Origin of the sequence: Pseudomonas laurentiana, from assembly GCF_014648275.1 — a bacterium.
In the GTDB taxonomy this organism is placed as follows: domain Bacteria; phylum Pseudomonadota; class Gammaproteobacteria; order Pseudomonadales; family Pseudomonadaceae; genus Aquipseudomonas; species Aquipseudomonas laurentiana.
In genome coordinates this window covers 125351-151844 of sequence record NZ_BMQU01000007.1, presented here as the reverse complement: position 1 = coordinate 151844, position 26494 = coordinate 125351, and the positions used below count along the sequence as shown (strand labels likewise).

Here is a 26494-nt window from a genome sequence, read left to right as displayed (position 1 = left end):
TTGCTGAAACACGCGTGAAACGGCCTGTTCAGGCCGTTCATGGGCTTGTTTTTCCTGGGCCACCTGCCGTACGGTAACTGCACGGACTGTGTATTTGTTTTAGAGTGAGTTATGTAACTAACTCACGGGGAATTCTGGCGACGACTATGTCGGCAATTGAAACTGCATCTCTGAATGTGGCATATCCTCCCTTGCTTGATTTCGGGTCGCAATTGACTCAAGAGCAACTTCTGCACTCGGTTCATCGCACCATGGCCTTGCATCAAGGGGGACCGGTCTGGCTGTTTGCCTACGGCTCGTTGATCTGGCGCCCGGAGTGCTCCGCCGAGGAGCGTCGTCGGGCGCGGGTGCATGGTTATCATCGTGGCCTCTATCTATGGTCCCATGAACACCGTGGCACGCCGGAGTGTCCCGGGCTGGTCTTTGGCCTGGACCGTGGCGGTTCCTGCAGCGGGTTTGCCTATCGTCTGCCGGAAGCGCATCTGCACGATTCGTTGCTGGCGCTCTGGCAGCGTGAAATGCCCTATCCGGCCTATCGGCCGCATTGGCTGAGTTGTCGGTTGGATGACGGCAGCAAGGTGCAGGCGCTGGGTTTTGTCCTGGAGCGGCACTTGCCGTGTTACGCCGGCAATCTGCCGGATACGTTGCTCAGTCAGATCTTTGCCCAGGCCAAGGGACGTTATGGCAGCACCCGCGACTATGTCGAGCAGACCCTGAACGCCCTGCGTAGCCATGCCATGCCCGATCGCAATCTGGAAGCACGGTTTCGTCGCTGTCATTCCCGCGAGGTGTAGAGGCCAGCAAGGCTGGCCTCGGCAGATTTGCTGGCCGCAGGGCTGTCAGGGCTCGGGTGTCAGGTGCAATATGCTCTTCGCCGGGATCACCCCCATTTGCGCCCGCTGGTATTTTCCGTCCATGTAGTCTCGAGCCTGGTCGGCGTAGTGGGTATCGAACAGCACACCACTTTGCCCAACCGGGTTGATGCTCAGGGACTGTCCGGCATCGGCAAAGTCGATCAGGCGACGTGTCGAGGGGCCATAGGTCACCGGCCATGGTGCCGGGCCGATCTTCGCCGAGAAGTTGTTCGGCACCTCATGGCTGCCAGGGGCATTGAAAGGCCCGACGTTGAACAGCCTGTCCAGCGGTTTCTGCTGGCCCAGCGGGTGACCGTGGGTCAAGGTATGCGCTTTGCCCCACTGCCAGCTTGCCGGGTCTTCGCCAAGGGTTTTGCGCAGGTGCGCCAGGCTGTTGCGCCAGGCTTGGGCAACGACATCCTTGCGGTTGCCATGTTTATTGCTGCCTCGTTGCTCCCACCACGGCGAGTCTGGGTCGGCTGCCAGGCGCGGTAGGGCTGCATCAATCACACGGGTCGAGATCAGGGTGTCAAACCATGGATCGCCCAGTTCATCGTGCAGGGCCGCACGGCTCAGTTCATAGAGGAACTGGTTGAACACGGTGGCGCTGATCGAGTCCAGTGGGTAGTCGCCAGGCCAGGCGGCCAGTTGCTCGACCAGCTCCTTTTCCTGTTCGCCTTCGGCCACCTCTCGCAGCACCGACAACAGCGGTGCGAGGGTACGCGGGCCATAGCCGGTGGTGGTGCCTAACTGCAGCGCCTGGCTATTGTGTATATCCCATTGGACCTGATCGGTTGCGAGGTGATGGGCCAACTGTTGGCCTCGGTCGGCCAGGTTGTAATAGCCGGGAATGGGCATGCCGGTCGGTGACTGTGGTTGGGCGTTGGCCGAGACGATGTAACCGCTGGCTGGGTTTTCCTGTTGTGGGTTGGCGCTGAACGGATAGAAACCGAGTTTGTCGGCTTGTGTGCTGCTGCCATCGAGGATGAATGTCGGGTTGACGCCCTCCGGACGGATCGGTAACCGGGCGGCCGCCCACCAGCCGATGTCGCCGCGGGCATTGGCCCAGACCAGGTTCAGGCCAGGGGCGTGGATCTTCGCGGCCGCACTGCGCATTTTTTCTCGGGTGTTGGCGCGGTTGATTTCGTAGAAACCGTCCAGTATCGGGTTCTCACTATCGAGAAACGTCCACCACATGGCGATCGGCGTTGTGCTGGCGGTCTTGCCCAGCACGTCGTTGACGATTGGACCGTGCGGTGAGCTACGGAGCGTGAGGGTAACCGGTTTTTCACCCTTGACCAGGATCTGCTCTTCGCTGCGCCTCAGTGACTGCCACTGACCCTTGATACGAACCTCATCAGGCTTTGCCGGGTTGACCTGCTCGGCGATCAAGTCGAGATCGTCGTTCTGGAACATGGTCAAGCTCCAGCCGAACTCACGATTGTGTCCCAGCGAGGCGAACGGATTCAGTGCCTGATGGTAGCCGTACAGATTGAAGCCGGGTGCGGACAGCTCGGCTTCATACCACACGGCCGGCACGGCAAAGCTGATATGCGGGTCACCTGCCAGCAGCGGCATACCGCTACGGGTGTGGTTACCGGCCACCGCCCAGGCGTTACTGCCTTCAAATTGCGGTATGCCTGCGTCAAACAGTGCCTGCTGGCTGCGCTGGGCTAGCAGATTGAGGCTTTGCCAGTCGGCGGCCGCTAATTTCGGCGCGGCCTGTACTGCGCCTTCGGGGTGCCAATCCAGGTCAAATATGTTCAGGTACTCCGGGCCCAGTTGGTCGCGGATGTAGGTAAGCACCGGTTCGGTTCTGAAGGCGGCGGCAAAGCTGTAGGCCATGTAGCCGGCGATGCTCAGGGTGTCTTGCGCCGTGAAGGGGCGTGGCGTGATGCCTAGCACGTCGAACTCCACCGGTTCAGGGTGCGAGGCCTGCCAGGCGTTCACGCCGTCCAGGTAGGCTTGCAGGGCTATCCAGGCGGGCGATTGCTTATCCTGGCGAGCCACCATCAGCTCGGCCTGGTCACGGATGCGCAGGCTGCGGAACAGGGTGTCGGTCGGCACCAGTTTGGGGCCGAGAATCTCGGCCAGTTCACCTCTGGCCAGGCGACGCATGATCTCCATCTGGAACAGACGGTCCTGGGCGTGTACGTAGCCCAGTGCGCGGTACAGGTCAGTCTCGTTGCGCGCCTGTATGTGCGGTACGCCGCGGGCATCGTAGCGTACGCTGACGGGGGCTTGCAGGTTGGGCAGGGTGACCTCGCCCTCACGCTGCGGCAATTTGCTCTGCACATACCAGAAACCACCGGCGGCCAGTGCTGCGAGGGTGACGGCGAGCACGCTCAGGCTGCGTTTCATCGAGACTCCTTGTGTGAGGCGTACGATCTTTCCAACGACTGGAACCTCGGTTTTCGGACTGAGGATAGATGCTGCAAACGTAACCCATCGGCAACGCGTGGGTGTGAAATCAATCGGGTGCTAGTCAGCCCATGGGCAGTAGCAACCGACGGCCAAGGTATGCGTGGCACTGACCGACCGTCCCTGGCTCAGGGCGTCCAGAATGGGTTCGATAAAACTGTTGCCTGAGTTGCAGGTTGCACCTTCGCTGTAGGGGCCGAAATAGGCCAGTTTGCCGGCTTGGTCCCAGATCGCCACTGCTGGGCTGGCAGGTAGGTGTTCGGCGCCGGGCAGTGTTGGCAAGGGCTTCAGGGCGCTCAGGTTGGGCGGGAGTTGGCCATGGCTGCCAGGTTTCTGTACCGCATAGAAGACTACACCTTGAGGCGAAAAGTGACCGATCAGCTCACTCAGGTGCTGCTGGTTGCCAACATTGCACGGGCAGGCCGGGTCCCAGAAGTGCACCACGCGGATCGGCCCGGGGCCGGCGAGGTCGGCGGGCAGTTGCAGGTTGTCACCGGAGAACAGCGCGGTCTGGTTGTCGAAGGTGCGCAGGTAGCGACTCTGGAAACTGTCATAGGCCCACCACAGGGTGGCCGCGCACAACAGCAAGGTCAGGCCGGCTAACAGCGTTTTTCCACGTGGTCGAGGCATATCCATGGGTCCACAAAAGGGCGCATAGCTTGCCATGCCGCTGCCGACAGATGAATATCGTGGATCAATCCTTTGATTTGGTGTCTGGATGCCCGCTATGTCCGCTCCGTTCCAGCCAGACGCTTTGCGCGCCAGCCTGCAGCCGCTATCGGCTCGCCAGCCATTGTCAGCACAGGCGCAGGCATATCAGCGCTTCTACGGCCTGGACCTGCCGATGCGCCCGGTGCCGGTAGAGCGCTGGTTGGGGCGTTTTCAGGTAGCGGGCTTCGAGGTGGTGGGTCAGGTGTGGTTGGCGCCGACCCCGGTGGCGACTTTGATTTTGTTGCATGGCTTCTACGACCATATGGGCTTGTATCGGCATGTCATCGACTGGGCCCTGGACCAGGGTTTCAGCGTGATTGCCTGTGATCTGCCGGGTCATGGCCTATCCAGTGGCGAGCGGGCCAGCATTGATGATTTTGCGGTGTACCAGAAGGTACTCCAGGCTTTGTTCGCGCAAGCGACCGAGCTGGGCCTGCCGCAGCCCTGGCACCTGTGCGGGCAGAGCACGGGCGGGGCCATCGTGATCGACCACGTGCTGAATCATGGTGATGACAGCCCGATCCAGGGCCGGGTGATTTTACTGGCACCCTTGGTGCGGCCGCGTGCCTGGGGCTGGTCGAGGTTCAGCTATTACCTGCTGCGACCGTTCGTGAAGGGGATCGAGCGGCGTTTCAGCGAGAACACCAACGACCCGACGTTCCTGCCATTTCTGCTGGCAGACCCCTTGCAACCAAGGCGCTTGCCCACGGCCTGGGTCGGTGCGCTGATCAAGTGGGTCAAACGCATCGAGGCGGCACCGCCGAGTACGCGTCGGCCCCTGATCATCCAGGGGCAGTCGGACATGACTGTCGACTGGCCGCACAACCTGCTGGTATTGCGGGAGAAGTTCGCGCAACCCCAGGTATTGATGCTACCCGAGGCGCGACACCACCTGGCCAATGAACTGCCGACAATTCGCCAGCGCTACTTCGCGTTTCTTGGTGAGCACCTTACTTGAGGTCGGCGCTGTTCTGGCCGACGGCAAGACCGGCCCGGATCGCCGCCAGGGCGGCCTTGTAGTAGGCCTGACCTTCTGCGGACTCGGCGAAGCTGGCAAATTCTTCCAGCTCCGGGTCCGACAGGTCGCGATAGACGTAGAGCAGGGTGTTGTTCAGGTCGTTGCCGATCTGTTCCATTAACCGTGTGCGCTGGCCATCCAGCACGCCCTGAGCCTGACCACCACCGAGCAATCCCGGGATCATCTGACTGAGGCTGTCCGCCGCCACGCCAGCAATTGCCAGGCTCACTTCGGCGCCGGCTTCGCGAGCTGGCAGGGCCTTGGCCAGGTGACCAATGATCAGCAGGCGGGTATCGCTGGCCTGAATGCGCGGCAAACCCTTGGCATTCTTGGCCAACTGGTCGCGACGGGTGGCCAGTAGCTCGGCGGCGACGATCTTGCGCCCAAGCGGTGACTGGAAAAACGCCAGGGCCGGTGCCGGATTGCTCAGGTTGGTGCGCAACTGGGCTTCGGCACGTGCATCTACGGCCTTTGGCTCGAAGCGCTGGTTGCTGTTGTTCACCAACGCCTGAAACACCGCAGGCGGCAAGCTGTTTTGGTAGCGCTGCTGTGCAGCATCCAGGGCATCAGTAAAATGGGCGCGCTGCTCAGGCCAGCCGGCGACCTTGTAGAGTTGGTCGAGGCTGTCTGCCCAGACAGGCATGGTGCAGCTCAATAGCAGCAGAAAAAACAAACGACGCATTAAAGACTCCTGTCGGCAGAGCGCTATTGTCCTTGCCTTGGCGGGCCTTTGTCGAGACACGATGTGTTCTGTCAGCCAAGTGGCGCTGTCGATTTTTTTGGCAGATAGATACTATGCGCGCCATGCACATACCTTCTGATCACCCTCTGTTGTTACGTATTGTCGATGATCTGGCCACTCATGGCTGGTCGCAGCAAAACATCTTCCTGCCAGAAGCCCTGACGCGGGCGCTGGCGGCTGAGTGTCGCAAGCGCGAGGCCGAGGGCGACCTGGCCCCGGCTGCGGTTGGGCGCGGTGCTACCCAGGAGGTTCGCGAGGGCATTCGCGGTGATCAAATTCAGTGGATCGAGCCTGGTGAATCCGAGGCCTGCGATCAGTATCTGGCGGTGATGAATAGTCTGCGCGAAGCAATCAATCGCGGTCTGTTCCTCGGGCTTGAGGATTTCGAGTGCCATTTTGCGTTCTATCCGCCGGGGGCGTTCTATCGTCAGCACCTGGATCGCTTCCGCGACGATGACCGACGCACGGTGTCGGCGATTATTTACCTCAATGAGGCGTGGTTGCCAGAGAACGGCGGGCAACTGCGTATGAGCCTTCAGGGCGGTGTCGAACACGATGTACAGCCAACCGGCGGTTGTCTGGTGGTGTTCCTCTCCGGGGATATTCCCCATGAGGTACTGCCGGCCAATCGCGATCGCCTGTCCCTGACTGGTTGGTTCCGCCGGCGCGGCAACGAGCCTTTCTGACATGCACAAGGTGTTGGTCAGTGCCTGCCTGCTCGGTCAACCGGTGCGTTATGACGGTCGTGCCAGCGGGCATCCGGATTGTCTGCAGCAATGGCAACGGCAAGGTCGTGTAGTGCCCTTGTGCCCTGAAGTGGCGGGCGGCTTGCCGACCCCACGGCCACCTGCGGAAATCCCCGGAGGCCAGGGGGCTGCAGTACTTGAGGGGCGTGTAGCGGTGGTGAATGTCGATGGCGAGGATGTCAGTGCGGTATTCCTGGCCGGTGCCGAGCAGGCGTTGCAGCTGGTACGGCAACACGGTATCCGCATTGCCGTGCTCAAGTCCGGCAGCCCCTCCTGCGGCAATGTCCAGGTCTATGACGGTACGTTCAGTGGCCTCAAGGTGCCGGGCGAAGGGGTCACCACGGCACTGCTGCGCCGTGAGGGCGTTCAGGTCTTCAGCGAACTGCAGCTGGACGCCGCATTACAGGCATTGAATGCGCTCGAGGCTTAAGGCTTCGGCGGTTTGCTGGCGTCTATTCCAAACCACTTTTCCGACATCGCGCTCAGCCTGCCATCGTTCTTGATGCGTTGCAGTGCGCTGTCCAGTGCACTGTGGAAGGCCGGGTTGCCCTTCTGGAAGGGAATCGCCAGGTTACGGATCGGGCCGACGGTTGCGCCTTCGGTGACGGGCAGTTTGCTGTCGCGTACGGCATAGGGCACCAACAGGCGATCACTGATGACCGCGTCGATCTGATCCTCGGCCATGTCCTTGATGGGCTGGTGCGTATCCGGGTAGCTGCGCAGGTCGACGCCTTCAATGACGCGCGCCTGTTCGGCAAATTGGCTGCCTTGAACGAAACCCAGGGTGTGCCCTTTCAGGGCTTCAAGGGTTGTCAGTGGGCGTTTTTCTTCCTTGCGCACGATAAGTTGGGCGCTGGAGTAGCTGTAGGGCGTACTGAAGTCCAGGCGATCCTTGAGCTCAGGGGTGGCGCTGATCTGATTGAGGGCGATGTCGTACTTGCCGCTTTCCACGCCCATGATCAGGTCGGTGGCGTCGGTCACGATAAACGAGGCGTTGACGTCCAGCTCATTTGCCAGTGCGCGCCCCAGTTCGATCTCGAAGCCGCTCAGCTGGTCATTGTCCTTGAAATTGAACGGTGGGTTGGACGCCTGGACGGCAATGCGCAGTTCGTTGCGGTCGTTAACGTCGTCGATCAGTTCCGCGTGCGCTGCTGTACTGAGCAGGGCTGCAAGCAATACCCCTATGGTCAAACGCATTGTTGCCCCTGTTTTATTTGGCAGTTGAAGAGCTGTTCGCCGCGACTTTATTCAATTGCCGGGGTCGAACGCCACCTAGGACCGTGGCTGATGGTGGATGTTAGACGTTTCCTACAAAATATTTTGTAGGAAGACAGACAAACACGGATCGTTCCAATTGATCTATGGTTACTGGCTGTTGCCGCGCTATTTTGCAGCCTCGGTTATTGAAGTAAATCACAGGAGTAGTGAATGAAAAGCCTGATTTCGTGTGCAGCCATTGCAGGTCTGCTGATGGGCGTCTCCGTTATGGCGGCTGCCGAGGGCCTCAAAAGCCAGGAGCCACCTGCCGGGGCCAAGGTTTCCATTCTGTCCCCTGCCGATGGGGCCACGGTGGACAAGACCTTTACCGTCAAGTTCGGCATCGAGGGCATGGCGCTCAAGCCGGCCGGCGATGATACCCCGCACACCGGTCACCACCACCTGTTGGTCGACGTGAGTAAAGAGCCAGCTGCCGATCAGGTACTGCCCGCCACGGTGTTGCCGGCCGACAACCAGCCGCTGCCGCCAGGTGAACATATTGTTCACTTTGGCAAGGCTCAGACCGAAACCCAGATCACCCTGACCCCAGGCAAGCACACCTTGCAACTGGTGTTGGGCGACAAGTTCCACGTGCCATTCAAGCCGAGTGTCGAGTCGAAGAAGATCACTGTGACCGTCAAGTAAGACAGGCACACAAAAAAAGGGAGGCCATCAAGGCCTCCCTTTTTTATGCCACAGGGTACTTAGAACAGAACGCGGGAACGGATAGTGCCCTTGATCTGTTGCAGTTTTTCCTGGGCGAGGTCGGAGTACTCGGCATCCACATCGATCACCACGTAACCCACTTTCTCGTTGGTCTGCAGGAACTGACCGGAGATGTTGATGGCGTTTTCGGCGAAGACCTTGTTGATCTCGCTGAGGACGCCCGGGATGTTTTCGTGGATGTGCAGCAGGCGGTGCTTGCCTGGGTGCGCCGGCAGGGCCACTTCAGGGAAGTTGACCGAGGAGACCGACGTACCGTTGTCGCTGTACTTGACCAGCTTCTCGGCCACTTCCAGGCCGATGTTGGCCTGGGCTTCGGCAGTGGAACCACCGATGTGCGGGGTCAGGATGACGTTGTCCAGGCCGCGCAGCGGGCTTTCGAACTCTTCATCGTTGGAGCGTGGCTCCACCGGGAACACGTCGATGGCAGCGCCGATCAGGTGCTTGTCCTTGATCGCGGCAGCCAGGTGGTCCAGTTCGACCACGGTGCCACGGGCGGCGTTGATCAGGATGCCGCCTTTCTTGATGGCGCGAATTTCCTTCTCGCCGATCATCCATTGAGTCGCTGCGGTTTCTGGAACGTGCAGCGAGACGATGTCGCACATGCCCAGCAACTCGTGCAGGTTGTTCACCTGAGTAGCGTTACCCAGTGGCAGCTTGGTGATGGTGTCGTAGAAGTAAACCTGCATGCCCAGGCCTTCAGCCAGGACCGACAGCTGGGTGCCGATCGAGCCGTAGCCGACAATACCCAGTTTCTTGCCACGGATCTCGAAGGAGTTGGCCGCGCTCTTGATCCAGCCACCACGGTGGCAGGAAGCGTTCTTCTCCGGGATGCCGCGCAGCAGCAGGATGGCCTCGGCCAGTACCAGCTCGGCAACGGAGCGGGTGTTGGAGTACGGTGCGTTGAATACGGCGATACCGCGCTCACGGGCCGCATTGAGGTCGACCTGGTTGGTACCGATGCAGAAACAGCCGACAGCGACCAGTTTCTTGGCGCAGTCGAAAACCTCTTCGGTCAATTGAGTGCGCGAGCGGATACCGATGAAGTGGGCATCGGCGATCTTTTCCTTCAGATCGGCGTCGGGCAGAGAGCCGGTGAGGTACTCAATGTTGGTGTACCCGGCGGCCTTAAGGACGTCCACGGCAGTTTGGTGGACGCCTTCGAGGAGAAGGAACTTGATCTTGCTCTTATCGAGAGAAGTCTTGCTCATCTGCGTAAACCTGTGTCCCGGAGAAAAAATGGCAGGGAAGAGAAGCTGTCGCAGATCGGCCTTAAGCACGATTAGCGGGGGGCATATGCTAGCATAACGACCCCTTGATACGCCCATCCCTGGTACGTGAAGAGTCCTCAGGGTGACTATGAATTGTTCGAGAGTTCTGTCGATGACCAATCCTGCGCTGATTGATGAGCTGTTGACTCTGGTTGAGCCTGGCAAGGTACTGACCGACGCCGCCTCCCTCGATACGTACGGCAAGGATTGGACCAAGCATTTTGCGCCGGCACCGCTGGCCATCGTGTTCCCGAAAACCATCGAACAGGTGCAGGCCATCGTCCGCTGGGCCAATCAGCGCAAGGTCGCGCTAGTGCCGTCGGGCGGGCGTACCGGGCTTTCCGCCGCCGCCGTGGCAGCCAATGGCGAAGTGGTGGTGGCCTTCGACTACATGAACCAGATTCTTGCGTTCAACGCAGGTGATCGTACCGTCGTCTGTCAGCCAGGGGTCATTACTGCGCAACTGCAGAATTTCGCGGAAGACCAGGGGCTGTACTACCCGGTTGACTTCGCTTCAGCAGGATCAAGCCAGATTGGCGGCAATATCGGCACCAATGCCGGCGGTATCAAGGTCATTCGCTACGGCATGACCCGAAATTGGGTGGCAGGCCTGAAAGTTGTCACCGGTAAGGGTGATCTGCTTGAGCTGAACAAGGATTTGATCAAGAACGCGACCGGCTACGACTTGCGCCAGTTGTTCATTGGTGCTGAAGGTACCCTGGGCTTCGTGGTTGAAGCCACGATGCGCCTGGACCGCGCGCCGAAGAACCTCACCGCGATGGTTCTGGGTACCCCGGACTTCGACTCGATCATGCCGGTGCTGCATGCGTTCCAGGGCAAGCTGGACCTCACTGCCTTCGAGTTTTTCTCCGACAAGGCCCTGGCCAAGATCATGGGGCGTGGTGATGTGCCGGCGCCCTTTGAAACCAACTGCCCGTTCTATGCCTTGCTCGAGTTCGAGGCGAGTACCGAGGACGTGGCCAACGATGCCCTGGCGACGTTCGAGCACTGCGTGGAGCAGGGCTGGGTGATCGACGGTGTGATGAGCCAGAGTGAGCAGCAGTTGCAGAACCTCTGGAAGCTGCGTGAGTACATCTCCGAGACCATCTCGCACTGGACGCCCTACAAGAACGACATTTCAGTCACCGTGTCGAAAGTGCCAGCGTTCCTGAAAGATATCGACGCGATTGTCGGCGAACATTACCCTGATTTCGAAGTGGTCTGGTATGGCCACATCGGTGACGGTAACTTGCACCTGAACATCCTCAAGCCGGAAAACCTGAGCAAGGACGAGTTCTTCGCCAAGTGCGCTGCCGTCAACAAGTGGGTTTTCGAAACGGTAGAGAAGTACAACGGCTCGATTTCTGCTGAGCACGGCGTCGGCATGACCAAGCGCGACTACCTGGCCTACAGCCGTTCGCCCGTGGAAATCGAGTACATGAAGGCGGTGAAGGCCGCATTCGACCCGAATGGGATCATGAACCCGGGCAAGATTTTCCCGGTCGAGTGATGCGTTACCCCAAAGTGATCAACAGCGCCAGGAGTCGGCAATGAGCTACCAGCACCAGTATCTAGACGGCACGCGTATTCACTTCCCGTTGGGCAAGGTGGTGTGCATTGGCCGTAATTACGCCGAACATGCCAAGGAGCTGAATAACCCGGTACCGACCGAACCCTTGTTGTTCATCAAGCCCGGCAGTTGTGTCGTGCCGCTTGAGGGTGGTTTCAAGATTCCGACCGAACGGGGTTCGGTGCACTACGAGGCGGAAATCGCCGTTTTGCTGGGCAAGTCACTGTCGACCCAGCCCGACGAAGAAGAGGTGCTCGATGCGATCTCCGGCTTCGCTCCGGCACTGGACCTGACCCTGCGCGACGTTCAGGCCAAGCTGAAGGAAAAGGGCTTGCCTTGGGAGTTGGCCAAGTCGTTCGATGGCGCCTGTGTGTTGCCGCCATTTGCGCCAGCCGGTGCATTTGAGGACCTGACCGATATCGGCATTCGCCTGAGTATCAATGGCGAGGTGCGTCAGGATGGCAACAGCGAAATGATGCTGAACCCGATTATCCCGATGATCCAGTACATGGCGGCACAGTTTTCCCTGCAGGCCGGTGATGTGATCCTTACCGGTACGCCAGCAGGCGTTGGCCCGCTGAATTCGGGAGATGAGTTGCTGCTGGAGTTGCCTGGCGTCAGCCGTTTCGAAAGCAAGGTGCTCTGAGCGCCGGTACGCTGTGTCTGTGTGGCAGTCGCAATGGCTGCCACTTGCTTTATCGTTAAAGTAGCCCTGCTTTTACCGTTTTTTCACAAGTCATCCGGATAATGCCTGCGCAATAGTTCATATGAACCTGCCGGTGCTGTGTTAATTAATCGGTTAAAAAACAAGCAGGAATCCTCGATGACCACACCGTTCCCTTCCGGCGGCTCTCTGCCGCCTGTGCGCAAGCGCCCTTTTATGCTGCGGTGGTCGACCTGGTTGGCAGCGGCGGCAGTCATTGGTTATGGCGTAGCCTATTCCATGCATTGGGATGACCGTGGCCTGCTTTGGGTCAAGGAACGTTTCGAGAGCCCTGCAGAGCAGCGGGCAAGCGTCTGGCTGCCGGACTACCACGCCGACATTGATGCCAAGGCGTTGCCTGGCATGGAAGATGACGAAGCTTCTGACCTGTCCTACGACCCGCAGACCAAGACCTTGTTCGCGGTGATGGGCAAGCACCCGTTCCTGGTTCAGCTGACGCTGGACGGTGACGTGCTGCGCAAGATGCCCCTCAACGGCTGGAGCAACCCTGAAGGTGTTGCTGTGCTGGAGGGTGGGCGCATGGCCATTGTCGATGAGCGCGATCATACAGTGACCATCGTCCGGGTCGATGCCGATACCAAGGCATTGAACAGTGCCGACTTCCCGCAGTATGACCTGGGACCGTCGAAGAATCAGAACAAGGCGTTCGAGGGGGTTGCCTGGGAGCCAAAGCGCCAGCGGCTGGTGTTCGGTGAGGAGCGACCACCGAAGTTGTTCACCTGGAGCAGCGACAGTTCGGGCCAGTTGAGTGGCCAGAAGCAGGTGCTGTCCAGCGACGAGCTCGATTTGCGCAACCTGTCGGCGTTGGGTATCGATCCGCGCACAGGTCACATGTTGGTGCTATCGGCTGATTCCAACATGCTGCTTGAGCTGGACCAGCAGGGCCAGCAGGTCAGCTTCATGACCCTGCAGGGCGGTTTCAACGGTTTGAACAAGCGCATTCCACGGGCTGAAGGGGTTGCGATGGATGAGCAGGGCGCGCTGTACATGGTCAGCGAGCCGAACCTGTTCTATCGCTTCCGCAAGGACTAGGTGCTGACGGGCGACCGTTGAACAGCTTGTCTCTGCGCAAGAGCTTTCAAGGGCTGCAGCAGAGCGTGCCGCCAGCAGAAGGCATTGCCCTGGGCGATGCCGGGGCCCTCTACCTGGTCAGCAAACCCAACCTGTTCTACGTCTTCAAGAAACAGCCGACCCCATAAGCAACCATCGTTGGGGCCGGCTTGCCTGCGATTGGCCGGTGTATCAGTTACGCAGGGTTTTTACGCCTTCCGGGGTGCCCAGCAGCAGCAGGTCGGCAGGGCGCGCGGCGAACAGGCCGTTGGTGACCACGCCAACGATGGCGTTGATCTGGCTTTCCAGTTCCACCGGGTTGGTGATCTGCAGGTTGTACACGTCGAGGATGATGTTGCCGTTGTCGGTCACCACACCTTCGCGGTACACCGGGTCGCCGCCCAGTTTCACCAGTTGGCGGGCCACGTGGCTGCGAGCCATCGGGATGACTTCCACCGGCAATGGGAAGGCGCCCAGTACGGGAACCAGTTTGCTGGCGTCGGCGATGCAGATGAAGGTCTTCGCCACGGCCGCAACGATCTTCTCGCGGGTCAGTGCGGCGCCGCCGCCCTTGATCAGTGCCAGGTGCTCGTTGCTTTCGTCGGCACCGTCGACATAGAACTCCAGTTCGCTGACCGTGTTCAGCTCATACACCGGAATGCCATGGCCTTTCAGGCGTGCGGCGGTGGCTTCGGAGCTGGCAACGGCGCCGTCGAACGCGCCCTTGTGCTTGGCCAGGGCGTCGATGAAGCAGTTGGCAGTCGAACCTGTGCCGACGCCGACGATGCTCTTGTCATCGAGCTTGGGCAGAATGAAATCGACAGCGGCCTGGGCGACAGCCTGTTTGAGTTGGTCCTGGGTCATGCGGGCTCCGAAGCGGGGAGGAGTATCTGAGGTTGCCTAGTATAACGGCTAAAACCCCAGGCTGGCGGTGGTCGCCCGACAGGGCGCTGGGGTAGACTCCCAGGCCTTGTCCCAGCCGCCCAGTGATGCTTTCCCGATGCTCGAACAGTACGTCAAGAAGATCCTCACCTCGCGCGTCTATGACGTCGCTGTTGAAACGCCATTGCAACGTGCCGGGCAGCTGAGCAAGCGCCTGGGCAATACCGTGCTGCTAAAGCGCGAAGACCTGCAGCCGGTGTTTTCCTTCAAGATTCGTGGTGCCTACAACAAGCTGGCCCAACTGACCCCGGAAGAACTCGCGCGTGGCGTGGTCACCGCGTCGGCGGGTAACCATGCTCAAGGTGTCGCGCTTGCGGCGAAGGAGCTGGGCATCAAGGCAACCATCGTCATGCCCAAGACCACCCCTGAGATCAAGGTCGAAGGCGTGCGCTCGCGTGGCGGCAAGGTCGTGTTGCATGGTGACTCCTTCCCGGAGGCGCTGGCCTATTCGCTGAAACTGGTCGATGAGAAGGGCTTCGTCTACATCCACCCTTACGACGACCCGCACACCATCGCAGGCCAAGGCACCGTGGCCATGGAGATTCTGCGTCAGCACCCGGGCCAGTTGGACGCGATCTTCGTCCCGGTCGGTGGTGGTGGCCTGATTGCCGGTATTGCGGCCTACGTGAAATACCTGCGCCCGGAAATCAAGGTGATCGGTGTCGAGCCGGATGACTCCAACTGCCTGCAGGCGGCCATGGCTGCGGGTGAGCGCGTGGTGTTGCCGCAGGTTGGGTTGTTCGCCGATGGTGTGGCGGTTGCGCAAATCGGCCAGTACACCTTTGAGATCTGCAAGGATTACGTCGACGAGGTGATTACCGTCAGTACCGACGAGATCTGCGCCGCAATCAAGGATATCTACGACGATACCCGCTCGATCACCGAGCCTGCCGGCGCCTTGGGCGTAGCGGGCATCAAGAAATATGTCGACTTGTACGGTGCCAGCGGCCAGACGCTGGTGGCCATCGACTCTGGCGCTAACGTCAACTTCGATCGCCTGCGCCATGTCGCCGAGCGTGCCGAGCTGGGTGAGGGGCGTGAGGCGATCATCGCCGTGACCATCCCTGAGCAGCCAGGCAGTTTCAAGGCGTTCTGCGAAGCCATTGGCAAACGTCAGATCACCGAATTCAACTACCGTTACCACGCCGAGGGCCAAGCCCATATTTTCGTTGGCGTGCAGACCCATCCTGACACCGATCCGCGCAGTGCCTTGCTGCAAAGCCTGAGTGAACAGGGCTTCCCGGTTCTCGACCTGACCGACAACGAACTGGCCAAGCTGCATATTCGGCACATGGTCGGTGGCCACGCAGCCGGTGTCAGCAACGAAATGGTGCTGCGTTTCGAGTTCCCGGAGCGTCCGGGCGCGCTGTTCAACTTCCTCAACAAACTGGGCGGGCGCTGGAACATCTCGATGTTCCACTACCGTAACCACGGTGCGGCCGATGGCCGCGTGGTTGCAGGCTTGCAGGTGCCGGACGAAGAGCGCCATCTGGTCCCCGCAGCGTTGGCCAAGATCGGCTACCCCTACTGGGATGAAACCGAGAACCCGGCGTACCGGTTGTTTCTCGGCTGAGGCTGCTACGCTCAAAACGGTGCTTTGATGGGTTGGAATGCTTGCGTATGGAAACTTTAAGCGTGATGAAAATGTTGCATGGCCTGGCGACGGCGTTGTCGCTGGGTTGTGCACTGGGCCTTGTGTTCCGGGCGTGGCGTCAGCGCGCCAGTGCGGTAGCTGGCCAGGCGACGAGTCTGCAGCGGCCTTGGCTGTTCGTCTGGATTCTGATGGGCTTGAGCCTGTTCAGCCTGCCTTTCAGTGGCTGGTGGCTGGTGCACCTGGTGGGTTGGCCGCTAGGGCAGACCTGGCTGCTTGGCGGTTCGGTGCTTTATCTGCTGGGAGGCGTGTGTTGGCTTTTGCTGGTTGGCCGATTGGGCAAGGCAACCGCCAGTCGGCGTTCGGTGGTGATACTGGCGGGGCTGAGTGGGCTGATTTTCCTCGGCATCATCGGCCTGATGGTCGCTAAACCGGTGTAATCGTCTCGTCTGTCGCCAGTACAGCCTGCGCCACTGGGGCGCAGGACGTGCTGGCGATTGCCTTCAGCCCTTAGCCGCGCAGGCTGATGACCCGCCAGCCACGTTTTTCGGCTTCGGCACGCAGGTTCGGGTCCGGGTCGACCGCAATCGGGTGCTCGACCGCTTCCAGCAGCGCCAGGTCATTCATCGAGTCGCTGTAGAAGTGGCTGCCTTCCAGGCTGAAACCATTTTCCAGCAGCCAGCGATTCAGGCGTGTCACCTTGCCTTCACGGAAACACGGTATATCCGTACTGCGGCCGCTGTAGCGGCCATCAATCATTTCGCACTCGGTCGCCAGCAGGGTTTGTACACCCAGGCGCTTGGCAATCGGGCCGGTGATGAAACGGTTGGTGGCAGTGATGATCACCAGCTTGTCGCCCGCGGCCCGGTGCTCTTCCAGCAGGCTGAGGGCCTTGGGCAGAATGATCGGCTCGACGCAGTCACGCATGAAGTCGCGGTGCCATTCGTCGAGCTGGGCCATTTCGGTCTTGGCGAGGATTTCCAGGCTGAAGTTCAGGTAGTCGTTCAGATTCAACTTGCCGGCCAGGTAATCCTGGTAGAAGGCATCGTTGCGGTTCTGGTACTCGACAGGGTCGAGAATGCCGCGCTCGCAGAGGTAATCGCCCCAAGCGTGATCGCTGTCACCGCCAAGGAGAGTATTGTCCAGATCGAATAAAGCCAGGCGCATTGCAGTCACTCGCATAACATCTGAAAAGACCTTAAGAATACGGACTTTTCACATCGATGCACATAAGGTCAGCAGGCGCGTTGCTGGCCTTGTGGGCTTTGTGGAACAATGCGGGGACATGCGTTTGCGAGGTTGCTGCCGTGATCGACCCCGATGGTTTTCGCCCCAATGTCGGGATCATTCTGACGAATGATGCCGGGCAGGTGCTATGGGCTCGTCGTATCAACCAGGATGCCTGGCAGTTTCCCCAGGGCGGAATCAATCCCGAGGAAACGCCAGAAGAGGCCTTGTACCGCGAGCTGAACGAAGAAGTGGGGCTTGAACGACATGATGTTGAAATTCTTGCCTGCACCCGTGGCTGGTTGCGTTATCGTTTACCCCAACGCCTGGTACGTACCCACAGCCAACCGCTGTGTATCGGCCAGAAACAGAAATGGTTTCTCCTGCGCCTGGTTTCCAATGAGCAGCGAGTGCGGATGGACTTGACCGGCAAACCGGAGTTCGATGGCTGGCGCTGGGTCAGTTATTGGTACCCGCTGGGCCAGGTGGTGACATTCAAGCGCGAGGTTTACCGCCGCGCTCTCAAAGAGCTTGCACCGCGCCTGTTGGCGCGCGACTGACGACGGAGTTCGACCCCGAGCCATGCTCAATACGCTGCGCAAGATCGTCCAGGAAGTTAACTCCGCCAAGGATCTGAAAACGGCGTTGGGGATCATTGTCTTGCGCGTCAAAGAGGCCATGGGCAGTCAGGTCTGCTCGGTCTATTTGCTCGATCCGGAGACCAACCGCTTTGTCCTCATGGCCACCGAGGGCCTGAACAAGCGCTCTATCGGCAAGGTCAGCATGGCCCCCAACGAGGGCCTGGTCGGCCTCGTGGGTACCCGTGAAGAGCCGCTGAACCTCGAAAACGCCGCCGATCACCCCCGTTACCGCTACTTTGCCGAAACCGGCGAAGAACGTTTTGCCTCGTTCCTCGGGGCACCGATCATCCACCACCGTCGGGTGGTCGGGGTTCTGGTTATCCAGCAGAAAGAGCGCCGCCAGTTCGACGAAGGCGAAGAAGCCTTCCTGGTGACCATGAGCGCACAACTGGCCGGAGTTATTGCCCATGCCGAGGCTACCGGTTCGATCCGTGGCCTGGGTCGTCAGGGCAAAGGCATCCAGGAAGCCAAGTTCGTCGGTGTGCCGGGTTCGCCGGGTGCAGCAGTCGGTACGGCTGTGGTCATGCTGCCACCGGCTGACCTTGATGTTGTGCCGGACAAGACCGTCACCGATATCGACGCCGAGCTGAGCCTGTTCAACAGTGCCCTTGAAGGCGTTCGCAACGATATGCGGACCCTCTCGGCCAAGCTGGCAACCCAGTTGCGTCCGGAAGAGCGGGCACTGTTCGACGTCTACCTGATGATGCTTGAAGACGCCGCCCTGGGGGGTGAAGTCGTGCAGGTCATCAAGACAGGCCAGTGGGCCCAGGGCGCCCTGCGCCAGGTGGTCGGCGAGCACGTCAGCCGTTTCGAGCTGATGGACGACGACTACCTGCGGGAGAGGGCTTCCGACGTGAAGGATCTGGGCCGGCGGCTGCTGGCCTACCTGCAGGAGGCCCGCCAGCAGACGCTGGTCTACCCAGACAACACGATTCTGGTCAGCGAAGAGCTGACCCCGGCCATGCTCGGCGAAGTGCCTGAAGGCAAGCTGGCAGGCCTGGTCTCGGTGCTGGGCTCGGGTAACTCCCACGTAGCGATCCTGGCCCGGGCCATGGGCATTCCAACGGTCATGGGCCTGGTCGATCTGCCGTATTCCAAAGTCGACGGCATCCAGATGATCGTCGATGGCTACCATGGCGAGGTCTACACCAACCCCAGCGAGGTGTTGCGCAAGCAGTACGCTGAGGTGGTGGAGGAGGAGCGCCAGTTGGCCCAAGGGCTCGACGCCCTGCGTGAGCTGCCGTGCGTAACCACCGATGGCCACCGCATGCCGTTGTGGGTCAACACCGGTTTGCTGGCCGATGTCGCCCGTGCCCAGCAGCGTGGCGCCGAAGGTGTCGGCCTGTACCGCACCGAAGTCCCGTTCATGATCAACCAGCGCTTCCCTAGCGAAAAGGAACAGCTGGCGATCTACCGCGAGCAACTGGCCGCGTTCCATCCTCAGCCGGTGACCATGCGCAGCCTGGACATCGGCGGCGACAAGGCCTTGTCCTATTTCCCGATCAAGGAAGACAACCCCTTCCTCGGCTGGCGTGGTATCCGCGTGACCCTCGACCACCCGGAAATCTTCCTGGTGCAGACCCGTGCCATGCTCAAGGCCAGCGAAGGCCTGAACAACCTGCGCATTCTGCTGCCGATGATTTCCGGTATTCATGAGCTGGAAGAGGCGTTGCACCTGATTCACCGTGCCTGGGGCGAAGTGCGCGATGAAGGCACCGACGTGCCGATGCCACCGGTGGGGGTGATGATCGAGATTCCTGCGGCGGTCTACCAGACCCGCGAACTGGCACGCATGGTGGACTTCCTGTCGGTCGGCTCCAACGACCTGACCCAATACCTGTTGGCCGTCGACCGCAATAACCCACGGGTTGCCGACCTGTACGACTACCTGCACCCGGCGGTGCTGCAAGCGTTGCAGAACGTCGTCAACGACGCTCACGCCGAAGGCAAGCCCGTGAGTATCTGCGGTGAGATGGCCGGTGATCCGGCGGCAGCAGTGCTGCTGATGGCCATGGGCTTTGACAGCCTGTCGATGAACGCCACCAACCTGCCCAAGGTGAAGTGGATGCTGCGTCAGATCAGCCTGAGCCAGTCCAAGGACCTCTTGGCCCAGGCCATGAAGATCGACAACCCGCAGGTTATCCACAGTTCGCTGCAATTGGCCCTGAAAAACCTGGGCTTGGCACGGATGATCAACCCGGCGTCGCCGAAGACCCTGTAGGTTCTTGTACGCCGCGTCACCGCTACAACCTTGCGCGGTGCCTGTCTGTCAGGCACCGCGTCGCTCACACGTCCAATGCCACCTCGCCCAAATGCCCGCCAAAGGGCCCGAAGCTTCGCTCCACCAACTGCCGTGAGCCATCCGCCGACACCAGCAGCACGGTACTGGCCCGTGTGCCATAGCTCTGGCTGGCAATAAATACGCTTGATAACAGCCGCTCTGTGGCCAGGCCTACGCCGGTTTCCGGCAGTTCGCCATCCGCGGCCTGTTGGCCGTCTGCCAGTAACGCCAACAGTGCGTCGGGTTGAGGTTCATGCAGCTGTGCCTGCAGTGCAGCACGTGCCTTGAGCAACTTGGGCCAGGGCGTGTCGAGCCCGGCATTGGACAGGCCGTAGACGCCTGAGTCCAGCAGGCGGGGAGTTGGCGCTCGTGCACTCAGGTATGCCAACTGTTGCCGATCCCCAAGCAGCAGGTTGAAGCCGCTGTATTCCGAGGCACGGCTGGCGACTTGATCCAGATAAGCCTCGATAGGCTGCGCCCCGGTCAGAAACGCCGACACCAACTCGCCTCGCGAGCGCTGGCCCAGCGGCTGGCCGGGGTCGCGGATGTTGGTCAGCGCAGCGAAGCGGCCTGCGGGGCCGACGCCCAGCCAGGTACCACCAGCCTCCAGGTCGCGGCCGGCATACACCCCCGGCGCGTCGGCCCAATGGCCGAGCGGTTGGGCAGGCCGGGCATAGAACTCGTCGCGGTTGGCCGCGACGATCAGCGGCAGGGGATGCCCCGGTCGCCAGGCAAAAACGATCAGGCACATGGCAGGTTTTCCCTGTGTTTTCGCTCACTCTAACAGAGCGCGCCGTGCGCGCCACTGGAGCCATTACCCCGGCTTCCGTTACCATGCCGGACTGATTTTTCCGGGGGCGACAATGGAATTTCTGCTCTATCTAGTGCTGGGCGCCTGTGCGGGCGTGCTGGCAGGGCTGTTCGGCGTTGGTGGCGGTATCATTATCGTGCCGGTGTTGGTCTTCAGTTTCACTGCGCAGGGTTTCGATGCTTCGGTGTTGACCCACCTGGCGGTCGGCACGTCACTGGCGACCATTGTCTTCACCTCGGTCAATGCCATTCGCGAACACCATCTCAAACGCGCGGTGCAATGGCCGATCTTCATCTGGATGGCCCTTGGGATCCTCATCGGCGCTGGCATTGGTGCGAAAACCGCCTCGGCGATCCAGGGCCCTAACCTGCAAAAGATCATTGGTGTGTTCGCCTTGATCATTGCCTTGCAGATGGCGCTGGATCTCAAGCCCAAGGCCAGCCGCAGCATTCCCGGGAAAGCCGGCCTTACCGCTGCCGGCAGTGTGATCGGTTGGGCCTCGGCGATCTTCGGAATCGGTGGCGGCTCGCTGACTGTGCCGTTTCTGACCTGGCGCAGCCTGCCGATGCAGCAGGCGGTGGCGACGTCATCGGCCTGCGGCTTCCCGATCGCCTTGGCCGGTGCTCTAAGTTTCATGTTTCTGGGCTGGCACGACCCGTTGTTACCAGCGCATAGTCTCGGGTTTGTGTATTTGCCGGCGCTGTTGGGTATTGCCCTGACCAGTATGTTTTTTGCCCGTTTCGGTGCGCGCTTGGCTCACAAGCTGTCGCCCCGCCTGCTGAAACGGCTGTTTGCCGCACTGTTGTTCTGTGTCGGCCTGAGCTTTTTGCTTTAAGAAAGAGGACGTTTGATGCTGCCTTATCCGAATATCGACCCCGTGGCCGTGGCCATCGGGCCGCTGAAAATCCACTGGTACGGCCTGATGTACCTGATCGGCATCGGCGGCGCCTGGCTGCTGGCATCGCGCCGGTTGCACCGCTTCGACCCGACCTGGAGCCGCGAAAAGCTTTCCGACCTGGTGTTCTGGCTGTCCATGGGCGTGATTGTCGGTGGTCGCCTGGGGTATGTGCTGTTCTATGACCTGAGTGCGTACCTGGCCAATCCCGCGTTGATTTTCGAAGTCTGGAAGGGCGGCATGTCGTTCCATGGCGGCTTTATCGGCGTCATGCTGGCGGCTCTGTGGTTCGGCAAGCGCAACAACAAGTCGTTCTTTGAGCTGATGGACTTCGTCGCACCACTGGTGCCGATTGGCTTGGGGGCCGGGCGTATCGGTAACTTCATCAACGCCGAATTGTGGGGCAAGGCGACCGATGTGCCATGGGCCATGGTCTTCCCAGCGTTCAGTGATCCGGCACAATTGCCGCGCCACCCGTCGCAGCTTTACCAGTTTGCACTGGAAGGTGTGGCATTGTTCCTGGTTCTCTGGCTGTATTCGCGCAAGCCACGGCCGACGATGGCCATTTCCGGCATGTTCGCGCTGTTCTATGGCATCTTCCGGTTCATCGTCGAGTTCGTCCGCGTGCCCGATGCGCAATTGGGCTACATCGCGTTCGGTTGGTTGACCATGGGCCAGTTGCTCTGCGTGCCAATGATCCTCGGTGGTATCGGGTTGATCTGGCTGGCCTATCGCCGCGCGCCGACCTCCAAGGGCGCTGCGCTTTAAATGTGTAAGGCAGGGGTACGCCCCTGTCTGTTTTGAAACAGGTAAGTCATGAAGCAATATCTAGATCTGGTCGCCCACGTGATCAAGCACGGCACCCTGCAGGGCAACCGTACCGGCATCCGCACCATCAGTTTTCCGGGTGCCATGCTGCGTTTCGACCTGCAGGAAGGCTTCCCGGCCATCACCACTCGCCGGCTGGCGTTCAAGTCTGCCATTGGCGAGATGGTCGGTTTCCTGCGCGGGGTGAAAAACGCCGCGCAGTTCCGCGAGCTGGGCTGCAAGGTGTGGGACCAGAATGCCAACGAAAATGCCCAGTGGCTGGCCAACCCGTTCCGTCAGGGCGCTGATGACCTGGGTGAAATCTATGGCGTGCAATGGCGCCAGTGGCCGGCGTACAAGCGCATTCCGCTGAGTAACCCGGCTGCTATCGCACTGGCTCAAAGCCAGGGTTTCCAGGCAATCGCCGAAGCTGAAGAAGACGGTGAGGCGTTCGTGGTGCTGTACAAGGCCATTGACCAGATTCGTCAGTGCGTCGACACCATCATCAATGACCCAGGCAGCCGACGCATCCTGTTTCACGGTTGGAACTGCGCTCAGCTTGACGAAATGGCCTTGCCGCCGTGCCACTTGCTGTACCAGTTCCACCCGAATGTCGAGACCAAGGAAATCTCCCTGACCCTCTACATCCGCTCCAACGACCTGGGCCTTGGCACGCCGTTCAACCTCACCGAGGGGGCTGCACTGCTGTCGCTGGTAGGCCGTCTGACCGGTTACACGCCGCGCTGGTTCACTTACTTCATCGGCGATGCGCACGTCTATGAGAACCACCTGGACATGCTCAACGAGCAGCTCAAGCGCGAACCACTGGCCGCGCCGAAGTTGGTGATCTCTGACCGTGTGCCGGAATTCGCCAAGACGGGCGTTTACCAGCCTGAGTGGCTGGAGCTGATCGAGCCGAGCGACTTCAGCCTTGAAGGCTATGAGCACCACGCGCCGATGACCGCGCCGATGGCGGTCTGATTTACTGCATCTGGGGTAAACCTGCATACAGCCACGGTGTGCAGGTTCATCCCACGATGAGGCCTTAGGCCTTCTTCATCCCCAGCCCCACATCATCGATGATCGCCTTGGCGAATCCGCTGAGGTAGTAGGCTGCCCAGATCGCGGCACTGTCTTCCTCCATAGCACCCGTCAGGATCAGCCTGTGTACACATCCGAGCACGGTTGATGCTTGTTCCAGCGCGTAGTCGCAGGGGACGCCAGGTGAAATACGAAACAGGTCTACAGGTGGATGCTGGCTTTTGATGAAGCTTGCGACACCCGCCGTCTCGCCAAGCGCTGCTTGTGAGTCTTTGTTCATACCATCACTCCCTTATCCATGGATTGCAGCGTGGTCAGCGATGCAGAAGTGCGGGGCGGTAATGTAACTGGTGGGTCTGGGACAATCTTGTTCATCGTGTAACTCCTAGGATCAGACAGGAGCCACCTCCCAGTCCCTCTCACAGGAGTAGGGTGGCAGCCGTACGTGGGGTGAGAGACCGGAGACCTAGGAACCCGGCCAGACCGAAGTCTGCCCACGCACGGCTGCCATGACAAAGCTGCCATTAGATCAGACGGGCTCTCACACCCGGTCGCGAAAACGACGACCCGAGGAAGCTAGACCTAATGAATCTTCGCAACAATATAGAAAATACGGCAGCGTGCGTAGGGTAAATCCGAAAGAGCGTAAACCTGAAATTTTACAACTGATATCAGGAGTATCAGGGCTCATCCCTTCGCGCCTGAAAGACTCAGTTTCGAAGGTTCCGAGCGCCATGCCGCTGATGACCGCGCCGATGGCGGTCTGATCAGGGCATCACAACACAGGCCATTGCGGCCTGTGTTGTGTTTGGTTACAGCCTCAGGCGTCCAGTTCAAGCGCCAGCAACGACTCAAGGCTCTGGCGTTTGCGGATCAACCGGCTGTCCTCTCCGTCGATCAATACTTCAGCAGCATGCCCGCGACTGTTGTAGTTCGACGACATCGACGCGCCATAGGCCCCGGCGGTATGGAACACCAGGTAGTCACCCACCTTGGCCGACGGCAGCAGACGCGATTCGACGATGCCGCCTTCACGTTGAGTAAACACATCACCGGATTCGCACAGCGGGCCTGCTACTACGGTGGCGCGTGGAGGGCGTGGTGCCTGCTCAGTGCCGGGTTGTGGGATCAATGAAATTTCATGGTAGCTGCCGTACATCGAGGGCCGCATCAGGTCATTGAAGCCAGCATCGACCAAGGTGAAGTGGTTGCTGCCCATCGGCTTGGTCCCGCGTACTTCAGCGACCAGCAGGCCGGATTCGGCCACGAGGAAGCGGCCCGGCTCGATTTCCAGGCGTACCGGGTGACCCAATTGATGTTCGATCTGCTGTTTGGCTTCACGCCACTGTGTAAGGTAGTGCGCGATATCTACGGCCTGTTCGCCGTCGCGGTAAGGCACCGATAGCCCGCCACCGGTAGAGATCGCTTCGATGTCGTGGTCCAGGCGGCCAATCAGCTCCACCATGGCGCTGCATACGCGCTGCAGGTGGGAGTAGTCCACGCCCGAGCCGATATGGAAATGCAGGCCGACCAGATGCAGCTGATATTTGCGAACCTGGGCCAGCGCCTCTTGCAGCTGCTCGTGCCAGATCCCGTGTTTGCTGTTTTCGCCGCCGGTGTTGGTCTTGTTGCTATGGCCGTGACCGAAGCCAGGGTTGATGCGCAGCCAGACCCGGTGCCCAGGGGAGCGCTCGCCCAGTTGCTCAAGCATGTCGATCGAGCCTACGTTGACCTCGATCTGTGTTTCTACCACACGGTTCAGGGTGGCCCGGTCGAACAGGTCGGCGGTGAACACTACTTCGGCTGCGCCCGAGGTACGACCGGTTTTGAAGCCGGCTTTAAGTGCGCGTTCGATTTCCCCGAGTGATACGGCATCAACCGCTACCCCTGCTTCGCGCATCAGGCGCAGTACATGCAGGTTCGAGCAGGCTTTCTGAGCGAAGCGGATCGTGTCGAAGCCCGCCAGTTGCTGGATGCGTTGGCGAATCACCTGAGCGTCATACACCCACAGAGGGGTGCCATGTTCGGCGACCAAGCGGGTCAGCGTGCTGTCGGTGATGGCGGTGGTCCGGCATGGGCCTGGACGTTGTGCGGCGGCGTGTTCCAATGAGGTTCTCCCTGGGGTGTGGCGCTGCCCCGGCGTGGCGGGGCATGGATGGCCTGCATCATGGAGAAAGGTTGAAGCCACATAAAATATCAATTTGCCGTGAGGTCATTCATTTATGATATGGCTTTCGACCTCCCGAGCAGCCCATGTCCATCTCCTTGCGTCACATTGAGGTTTTCCGTGCGGTCATGACTTCGGGTAGCGTCACCGAGGCGGCCGTCATGTTGCACACCTCGCAACCGACCGTCAGTCGAGAATTGGCCCGTTTCGAGCAATTGTCCCGTCTGAAGTTGTTCGAGCGGGCTCGTGGTCGGTTGCGGCCTACCTCACAAGCACTGGCGTTGTTCGAGGAAGTACAGCGGGCCTATTTCGGCCTTGATCGCATCCTCAACACGGCTGAAGCCCTGCGTGAGTTCGAGCAGGGGCAGTTATCGATTGTTTGCCTGCCGGTGTTTTCCCAGTCGCTGTTGCCCAAGACGTGCCAACGCTTTATGGCGCAGTTTCCCAAGGCCAGCGTCACCATCAGCCAGCAGGAGTCGCCGCTGCTGGAAGAATGGCTCTCCGCGCAACGGCACGATATCGGCCTGACCGAAGTGAGCAGCACGCCACCTGGCACCACGTTATCGCCGCTGATGACGGTGGATGAGGTCTGTGTCTTGCCCAACGGGCATCCGTTGCTTGAGAAGCAACGGCTGGCGCCTGCCGATTTTTCCGGGCAGCCCTTTATCAGCCTGTCCACGCTGGACACCTACCGGCAGCAGATCGACGAAATCTTCCGGCAGGCGCAGGTTGAGCGACGGCTGGTGCTGGACACCCACAGTGCGGCATCGGTGTGTTCGATGGTGCGCGAAGGGATTGGCCTGGCGATCGTCAACCCGCTGACCGCCCTGGACTTCGTGGGGCAGGGTGTACAGATCCGCCCTTTCACGGTCTCGATTCCTTTTACTGTGAACATCGTCAAACCCCTGCATCGGCCACCGTCGCAGTTGGTCAGCCTGTTCGAGGACGCCCTGCGCCAGCAAGCAGAGGCGGTCAAGGCGCAGTTGGCAGCTTATCCCTAGGCA

The 26494-nt window shown here is 60.2% G+C and carries 27 protein-coding genes; 17 read left to right on the top strand and 10 right to left on the bottom strand.

Translation table 11 applies throughout. The features are described 5' to 3' along the window. Window positions 1-146 precede the first annotated feature (146 nt). The gene (locus IE038_RS09515; protein ID WP_163938332.1) at window positions 147-794 is read left to right on the top strand and encodes a gamma-glutamylcyclotransferase; all 648 of its coding nucleotides are present in this window, start codon (window positions 147-149) and stop codon (window positions 792-794) included. Window positions 795-839: 45 nt separating this feature from the next. Here IE038_RS09515 and IE038_RS09510 read toward each other — a convergent pair whose 3' ends face one another. After that, the gene (locus tag IE038_RS09510) at window positions 840-3215 is read right to left on the bottom strand and encodes a penicillin acylase family protein (RefSeq protein ID WP_189395515.1); all 2376 of its coding nucleotides are present in this window, start codon (window positions 3213-3215) and stop codon (window positions 840-842) included. A 120-nt stretch (window positions 3216-3335) separates the two neighbouring features. Continuing rightward, window positions 3336-3905 carry a DUF6436 domain-containing protein gene (locus tag IE038_RS09505; RefSeq protein ID WP_189395514.1) on the bottom strand — a complete coding sequence of 190 codons (570 nt, stop codon included), beginning with the start codon at window positions 3903-3905 and terminating at the stop codon, window positions 3336-3338. Window positions 3906-4002: 97 nt separating this feature from the next. Here IE038_RS09505 and bipL point away from each other — a divergent pair, with 97 nt between their 5' ends. After that, a complete protein-coding gene (bipL, locus tag IE038_RS09500; RefSeq protein ID WP_189395513.1) occupies window positions 4003-4944 on the top strand; it encodes a phospholipase BipL in 942 nt (313 codons plus the stop codon). Here bipL and IE038_RS09495 read toward each other — a convergent pair. Then, window positions 4937-5686 carry a DUF2059 domain-containing protein gene (locus IE038_RS09495; RefSeq protein WP_163938292.1) on the bottom strand — a complete coding sequence of 250 codons (750 nt, stop codon included), beginning with the start codon at window positions 5684-5686 and terminating at the stop codon, window positions 4937-4939. The genes bipL and IE038_RS09495 overlap by 8 nt on opposite strands. Window positions 5687-5799: 113 nt before the next feature. On the opposite strand from IE038_RS09495, the gene IE038_RS09490 reads away from it, so the two are divergent. Together IE038_RS09490 and IE038_RS09485 are read left to right on the top strand one after the other, a co-directional pair. Continuing rightward, window positions 5800-6432 carry a 2OG-Fe(II) oxygenase gene (locus IE038_RS09490; RefSeq protein WP_163938289.1) on the top strand — a complete coding sequence of 211 codons (633 nt, stop codon included), beginning with the start codon at window positions 5800-5802 and terminating at the stop codon, window positions 6430-6432. Window position 6433: 1 nt separating this feature from the next. Then, the gene (locus tag IE038_RS09485; RefSeq protein WP_163938286.1) at window positions 6434-6922 is read left to right on the top strand and encodes a 2-thiouracil desulfurase family protein; all 489 of its coding nucleotides are present in this window, start codon (window positions 6434-6436) and stop codon (window positions 6920-6922) included. On the opposite strand, the gene IE038_RS09480 is transcribed toward IE038_RS09485, so the two are convergent. Next, window positions 6919-7689, bottom strand: a complete 771-nt coding sequence (locus IE038_RS09480; RefSeq protein ID WP_163938283.1) for a transporter substrate-binding domain-containing protein — start codon at window positions 7687-7689, stop codon at window positions 6919-6921. The genes IE038_RS09485 and IE038_RS09480 overlap by 4 nt on opposite strands. A 231-nt stretch (window positions 7690-7920) precedes the next feature. Here IE038_RS09480 and IE038_RS09475 point away from each other — a divergent pair, with 231 nt between their 5' ends. Next, the gene (locus IE038_RS09475; protein WP_189395512.1) at window positions 7921-8394 is read left to right on the top strand and encodes a DUF4399 domain-containing protein; all 474 of its coding nucleotides are present in this window, start codon (window positions 7921-7923) and stop codon (window positions 8392-8394) included. 59 nt (window positions 8395-8453) lie between these two features. Here the strand turns inward: IE038_RS09475 and serA are convergent, their stop codons facing one another. Then, the gene (gene serA / locus IE038_RS09470) at window positions 8454-9683 is read right to left on the bottom strand and encodes a phosphoglycerate dehydrogenase (RefSeq protein WP_163939332.1); all 1230 of its coding nucleotides are present in this window, start codon (window positions 9681-9683) and stop codon (window positions 8454-8456) included. Window positions 9684-9855: 172 nt separating this feature from the next. Between serA and IE038_RS09465 the strand changes: the two genes are divergently transcribed. The 4 genes from IE038_RS09465 (at window position 9856) to IE038_RS09450 (ending at window position 13236) form a co-directional block, all read left to right on the top strand. Then, the gene (locus IE038_RS09465) at window positions 9856-11253 is read left to right on the top strand and encodes a D-2-hydroxyglutarate dehydrogenase (protein ID WP_163939330.1); all 1398 of its coding nucleotides are present in this window, start codon (window positions 9856-9858) and stop codon (window positions 11251-11253) included. Window positions 11254-11293: 40 nt separating this feature from the next. Further along, window positions 11294-11959 (top strand): fumarylacetoacetate hydrolase family protein, encoded by a 666-nt coding sequence (locus tag IE038_RS09460; protein ID WP_163939328.1) that lies wholly within the window; start codon window positions 11294-11296, stop codon window positions 11957-11959. 177 nt (window positions 11960-12136) lie between these two features. Next, a complete protein-coding gene (locus tag IE038_RS09455; protein WP_163939326.1) occupies window positions 12137-13069 on the top strand; it encodes an SdiA-regulated domain-containing protein in 933 nt (310 codons plus the stop codon). Window positions 13070-13086: 17 nt separating this feature from the next. Further along, window positions 13087-13236 (top strand): SdiA-regulated domain-containing protein, encoded by a 150-nt coding sequence (locus tag IE038_RS09450; RefSeq protein WP_163939324.1) that lies wholly within the window; start codon window positions 13087-13089, stop codon window positions 13234-13236. Between the two features lie 43 nt (window positions 13237-13279). On the opposite strand, the gene rpiA is transcribed toward IE038_RS09450, so the two are convergent. Continuing rightward, a complete protein-coding gene (rpiA, locus tag IE038_RS09445) occupies window positions 13280-13951 on the bottom strand; it encodes a ribose-5-phosphate isomerase RpiA (RefSeq protein ID WP_099773307.1) in 672 nt (223 codons plus the stop codon). 136 nt (window positions 13952-14087) lie between these two features. Here rpiA and ilvA point away from each other — a divergent pair, with 136 nt between their 5' ends. Together ilvA and IE038_RS09435 are read left to right on the top strand one after the other, a co-directional pair. Then, window positions 14088-15602 carry a threonine ammonia-lyase, biosynthetic gene (ilvA, locus tag IE038_RS09440; RefSeq protein WP_189395544.1) on the top strand — a complete coding sequence of 505 codons (1515 nt, stop codon included), beginning with the start codon at window positions 14088-14090 and terminating at the stop codon, window positions 15600-15602. A gap of 47 nt (window positions 15603-15649) precedes the next feature. Continuing rightward, window positions 15650-16060 carry a DUF2269 family protein gene (locus tag IE038_RS09435; protein WP_163939554.1) on the top strand — a complete coding sequence of 137 codons (411 nt, stop codon included), beginning with the start codon at window positions 15650-15652 and terminating at the stop codon, window positions 16058-16060. Between the two features lie 70 nt (window positions 16061-16130). On the opposite strand, the gene IE038_RS09430 is transcribed toward IE038_RS09435, so the two are convergent. Further along, on the bottom strand, window positions 16131-16787 hold the full coding sequence (locus tag IE038_RS09430) for a histidinol-phosphatase (RefSeq protein WP_163939556.1): 657 nt from the start codon (window positions 16785-16787) through the stop codon (window positions 16131-16133). Between the two features lie 140 nt (window positions 16788-16927). On the opposite strand from IE038_RS09430, the gene IE038_RS09425 reads away from it, so the two are divergent. Both IE038_RS09425 and ptsP read left to right on the top strand, forming a co-directional pair. After that, complete coding sequence (locus tag IE038_RS09425) at window positions 16928-17407, top strand: RNA pyrophosphohydrolase (RefSeq protein WP_065757999.1); 480 nt, start codon at window positions 16928-16930, stop codon at window positions 17405-17407. Between the two features lie 22 nt (window positions 17408-17429). Then, window positions 17430-19709: a phosphoenolpyruvate--protein phosphotransferase gene (ptsP, locus tag IE038_RS09420; protein WP_189395511.1), complete on the top strand. Its 2280-nt coding sequence runs from the start codon at window positions 17430-17432 to the stop codon at window positions 19707-19709. A gap of 64 nt (window positions 19710-19773) precedes the next feature. Here the strand turns inward: ptsP and IE038_RS09415 are convergent, their stop codons facing one another. Further along, window positions 19774-20520 (bottom strand): NRDE family protein, encoded by a 747-nt coding sequence (locus IE038_RS09415; protein ID WP_189395510.1) that lies wholly within the window; start codon window positions 20518-20520, stop codon window positions 19774-19776. Between the two features lie 112 nt (window positions 20521-20632). Here IE038_RS09415 and IE038_RS09410 point away from each other — a divergent pair, with 112 nt between their 5' ends. The 3 genes from IE038_RS09410 to IE038_RS09400 are packed head-to-tail and all read left to right on the top strand — an operon-like array spanning window position 20633 to window position 23263. Continuing rightward, the gene (locus IE038_RS09410) at window positions 20633-21415 is read left to right on the top strand and encodes a sulfite exporter TauE/SafE family protein (RefSeq protein ID WP_189395509.1); all 783 of its coding nucleotides are present in this window, start codon (window positions 20633-20635) and stop codon (window positions 21413-21415) included. 15 nt (window positions 21416-21430) lie between these two features. Next, on the top strand, window positions 21431-22243 hold the full coding sequence (lgt, locus tag IE038_RS09405) for a prolipoprotein diacylglyceryl transferase (protein ID WP_163937753.1): 813 nt from the start codon (window positions 21431-21433) through the stop codon (window positions 22241-22243). 48 nt (window positions 22244-22291) lie between these two features. Next, complete coding sequence (locus IE038_RS09400) at window positions 22292-23263, top strand: thymidylate synthase (RefSeq protein WP_163937750.1); 972 nt, start codon at window positions 22292-22294, stop codon at window positions 23261-23263. 64 nt (window positions 23264-23327) lie between these two features. On the opposite strand, the gene IE038_RS09395 is transcribed toward IE038_RS09400, so the two are convergent. Then, window positions 23328-23603, bottom strand: coding sequence for a DUF3077 domain-containing protein (locus tag IE038_RS09395; RefSeq protein ID WP_163937747.1), 276 nt, complete (start codon window positions 23601-23603; stop codon window positions 23328-23330). Window positions 23604-24143: 540 nt separating this feature from the next. Next, on the bottom strand, window positions 24144-25382 hold the full coding sequence (lysA, locus tag IE038_RS09390; protein WP_189395543.1) for a diaminopimelate decarboxylase: 1239 nt from the start codon (window positions 25380-25382) through the stop codon (window positions 24144-24146). Window positions 25383-25576: 194 nt separating this feature from the next. Here lysA and IE038_RS09385 point away from each other — a divergent pair, with 194 nt between their 5' ends. After that, window positions 25577-26491 carry a LysR family transcriptional regulator gene (locus IE038_RS09385; RefSeq protein WP_163937744.1) on the top strand — a complete coding sequence of 305 codons (915 nt, stop codon included), beginning with the start codon at window positions 25577-25579 and terminating at the stop codon, window positions 26489-26491. Window positions 26492-26494: the final 3 nt, after the last annotated feature.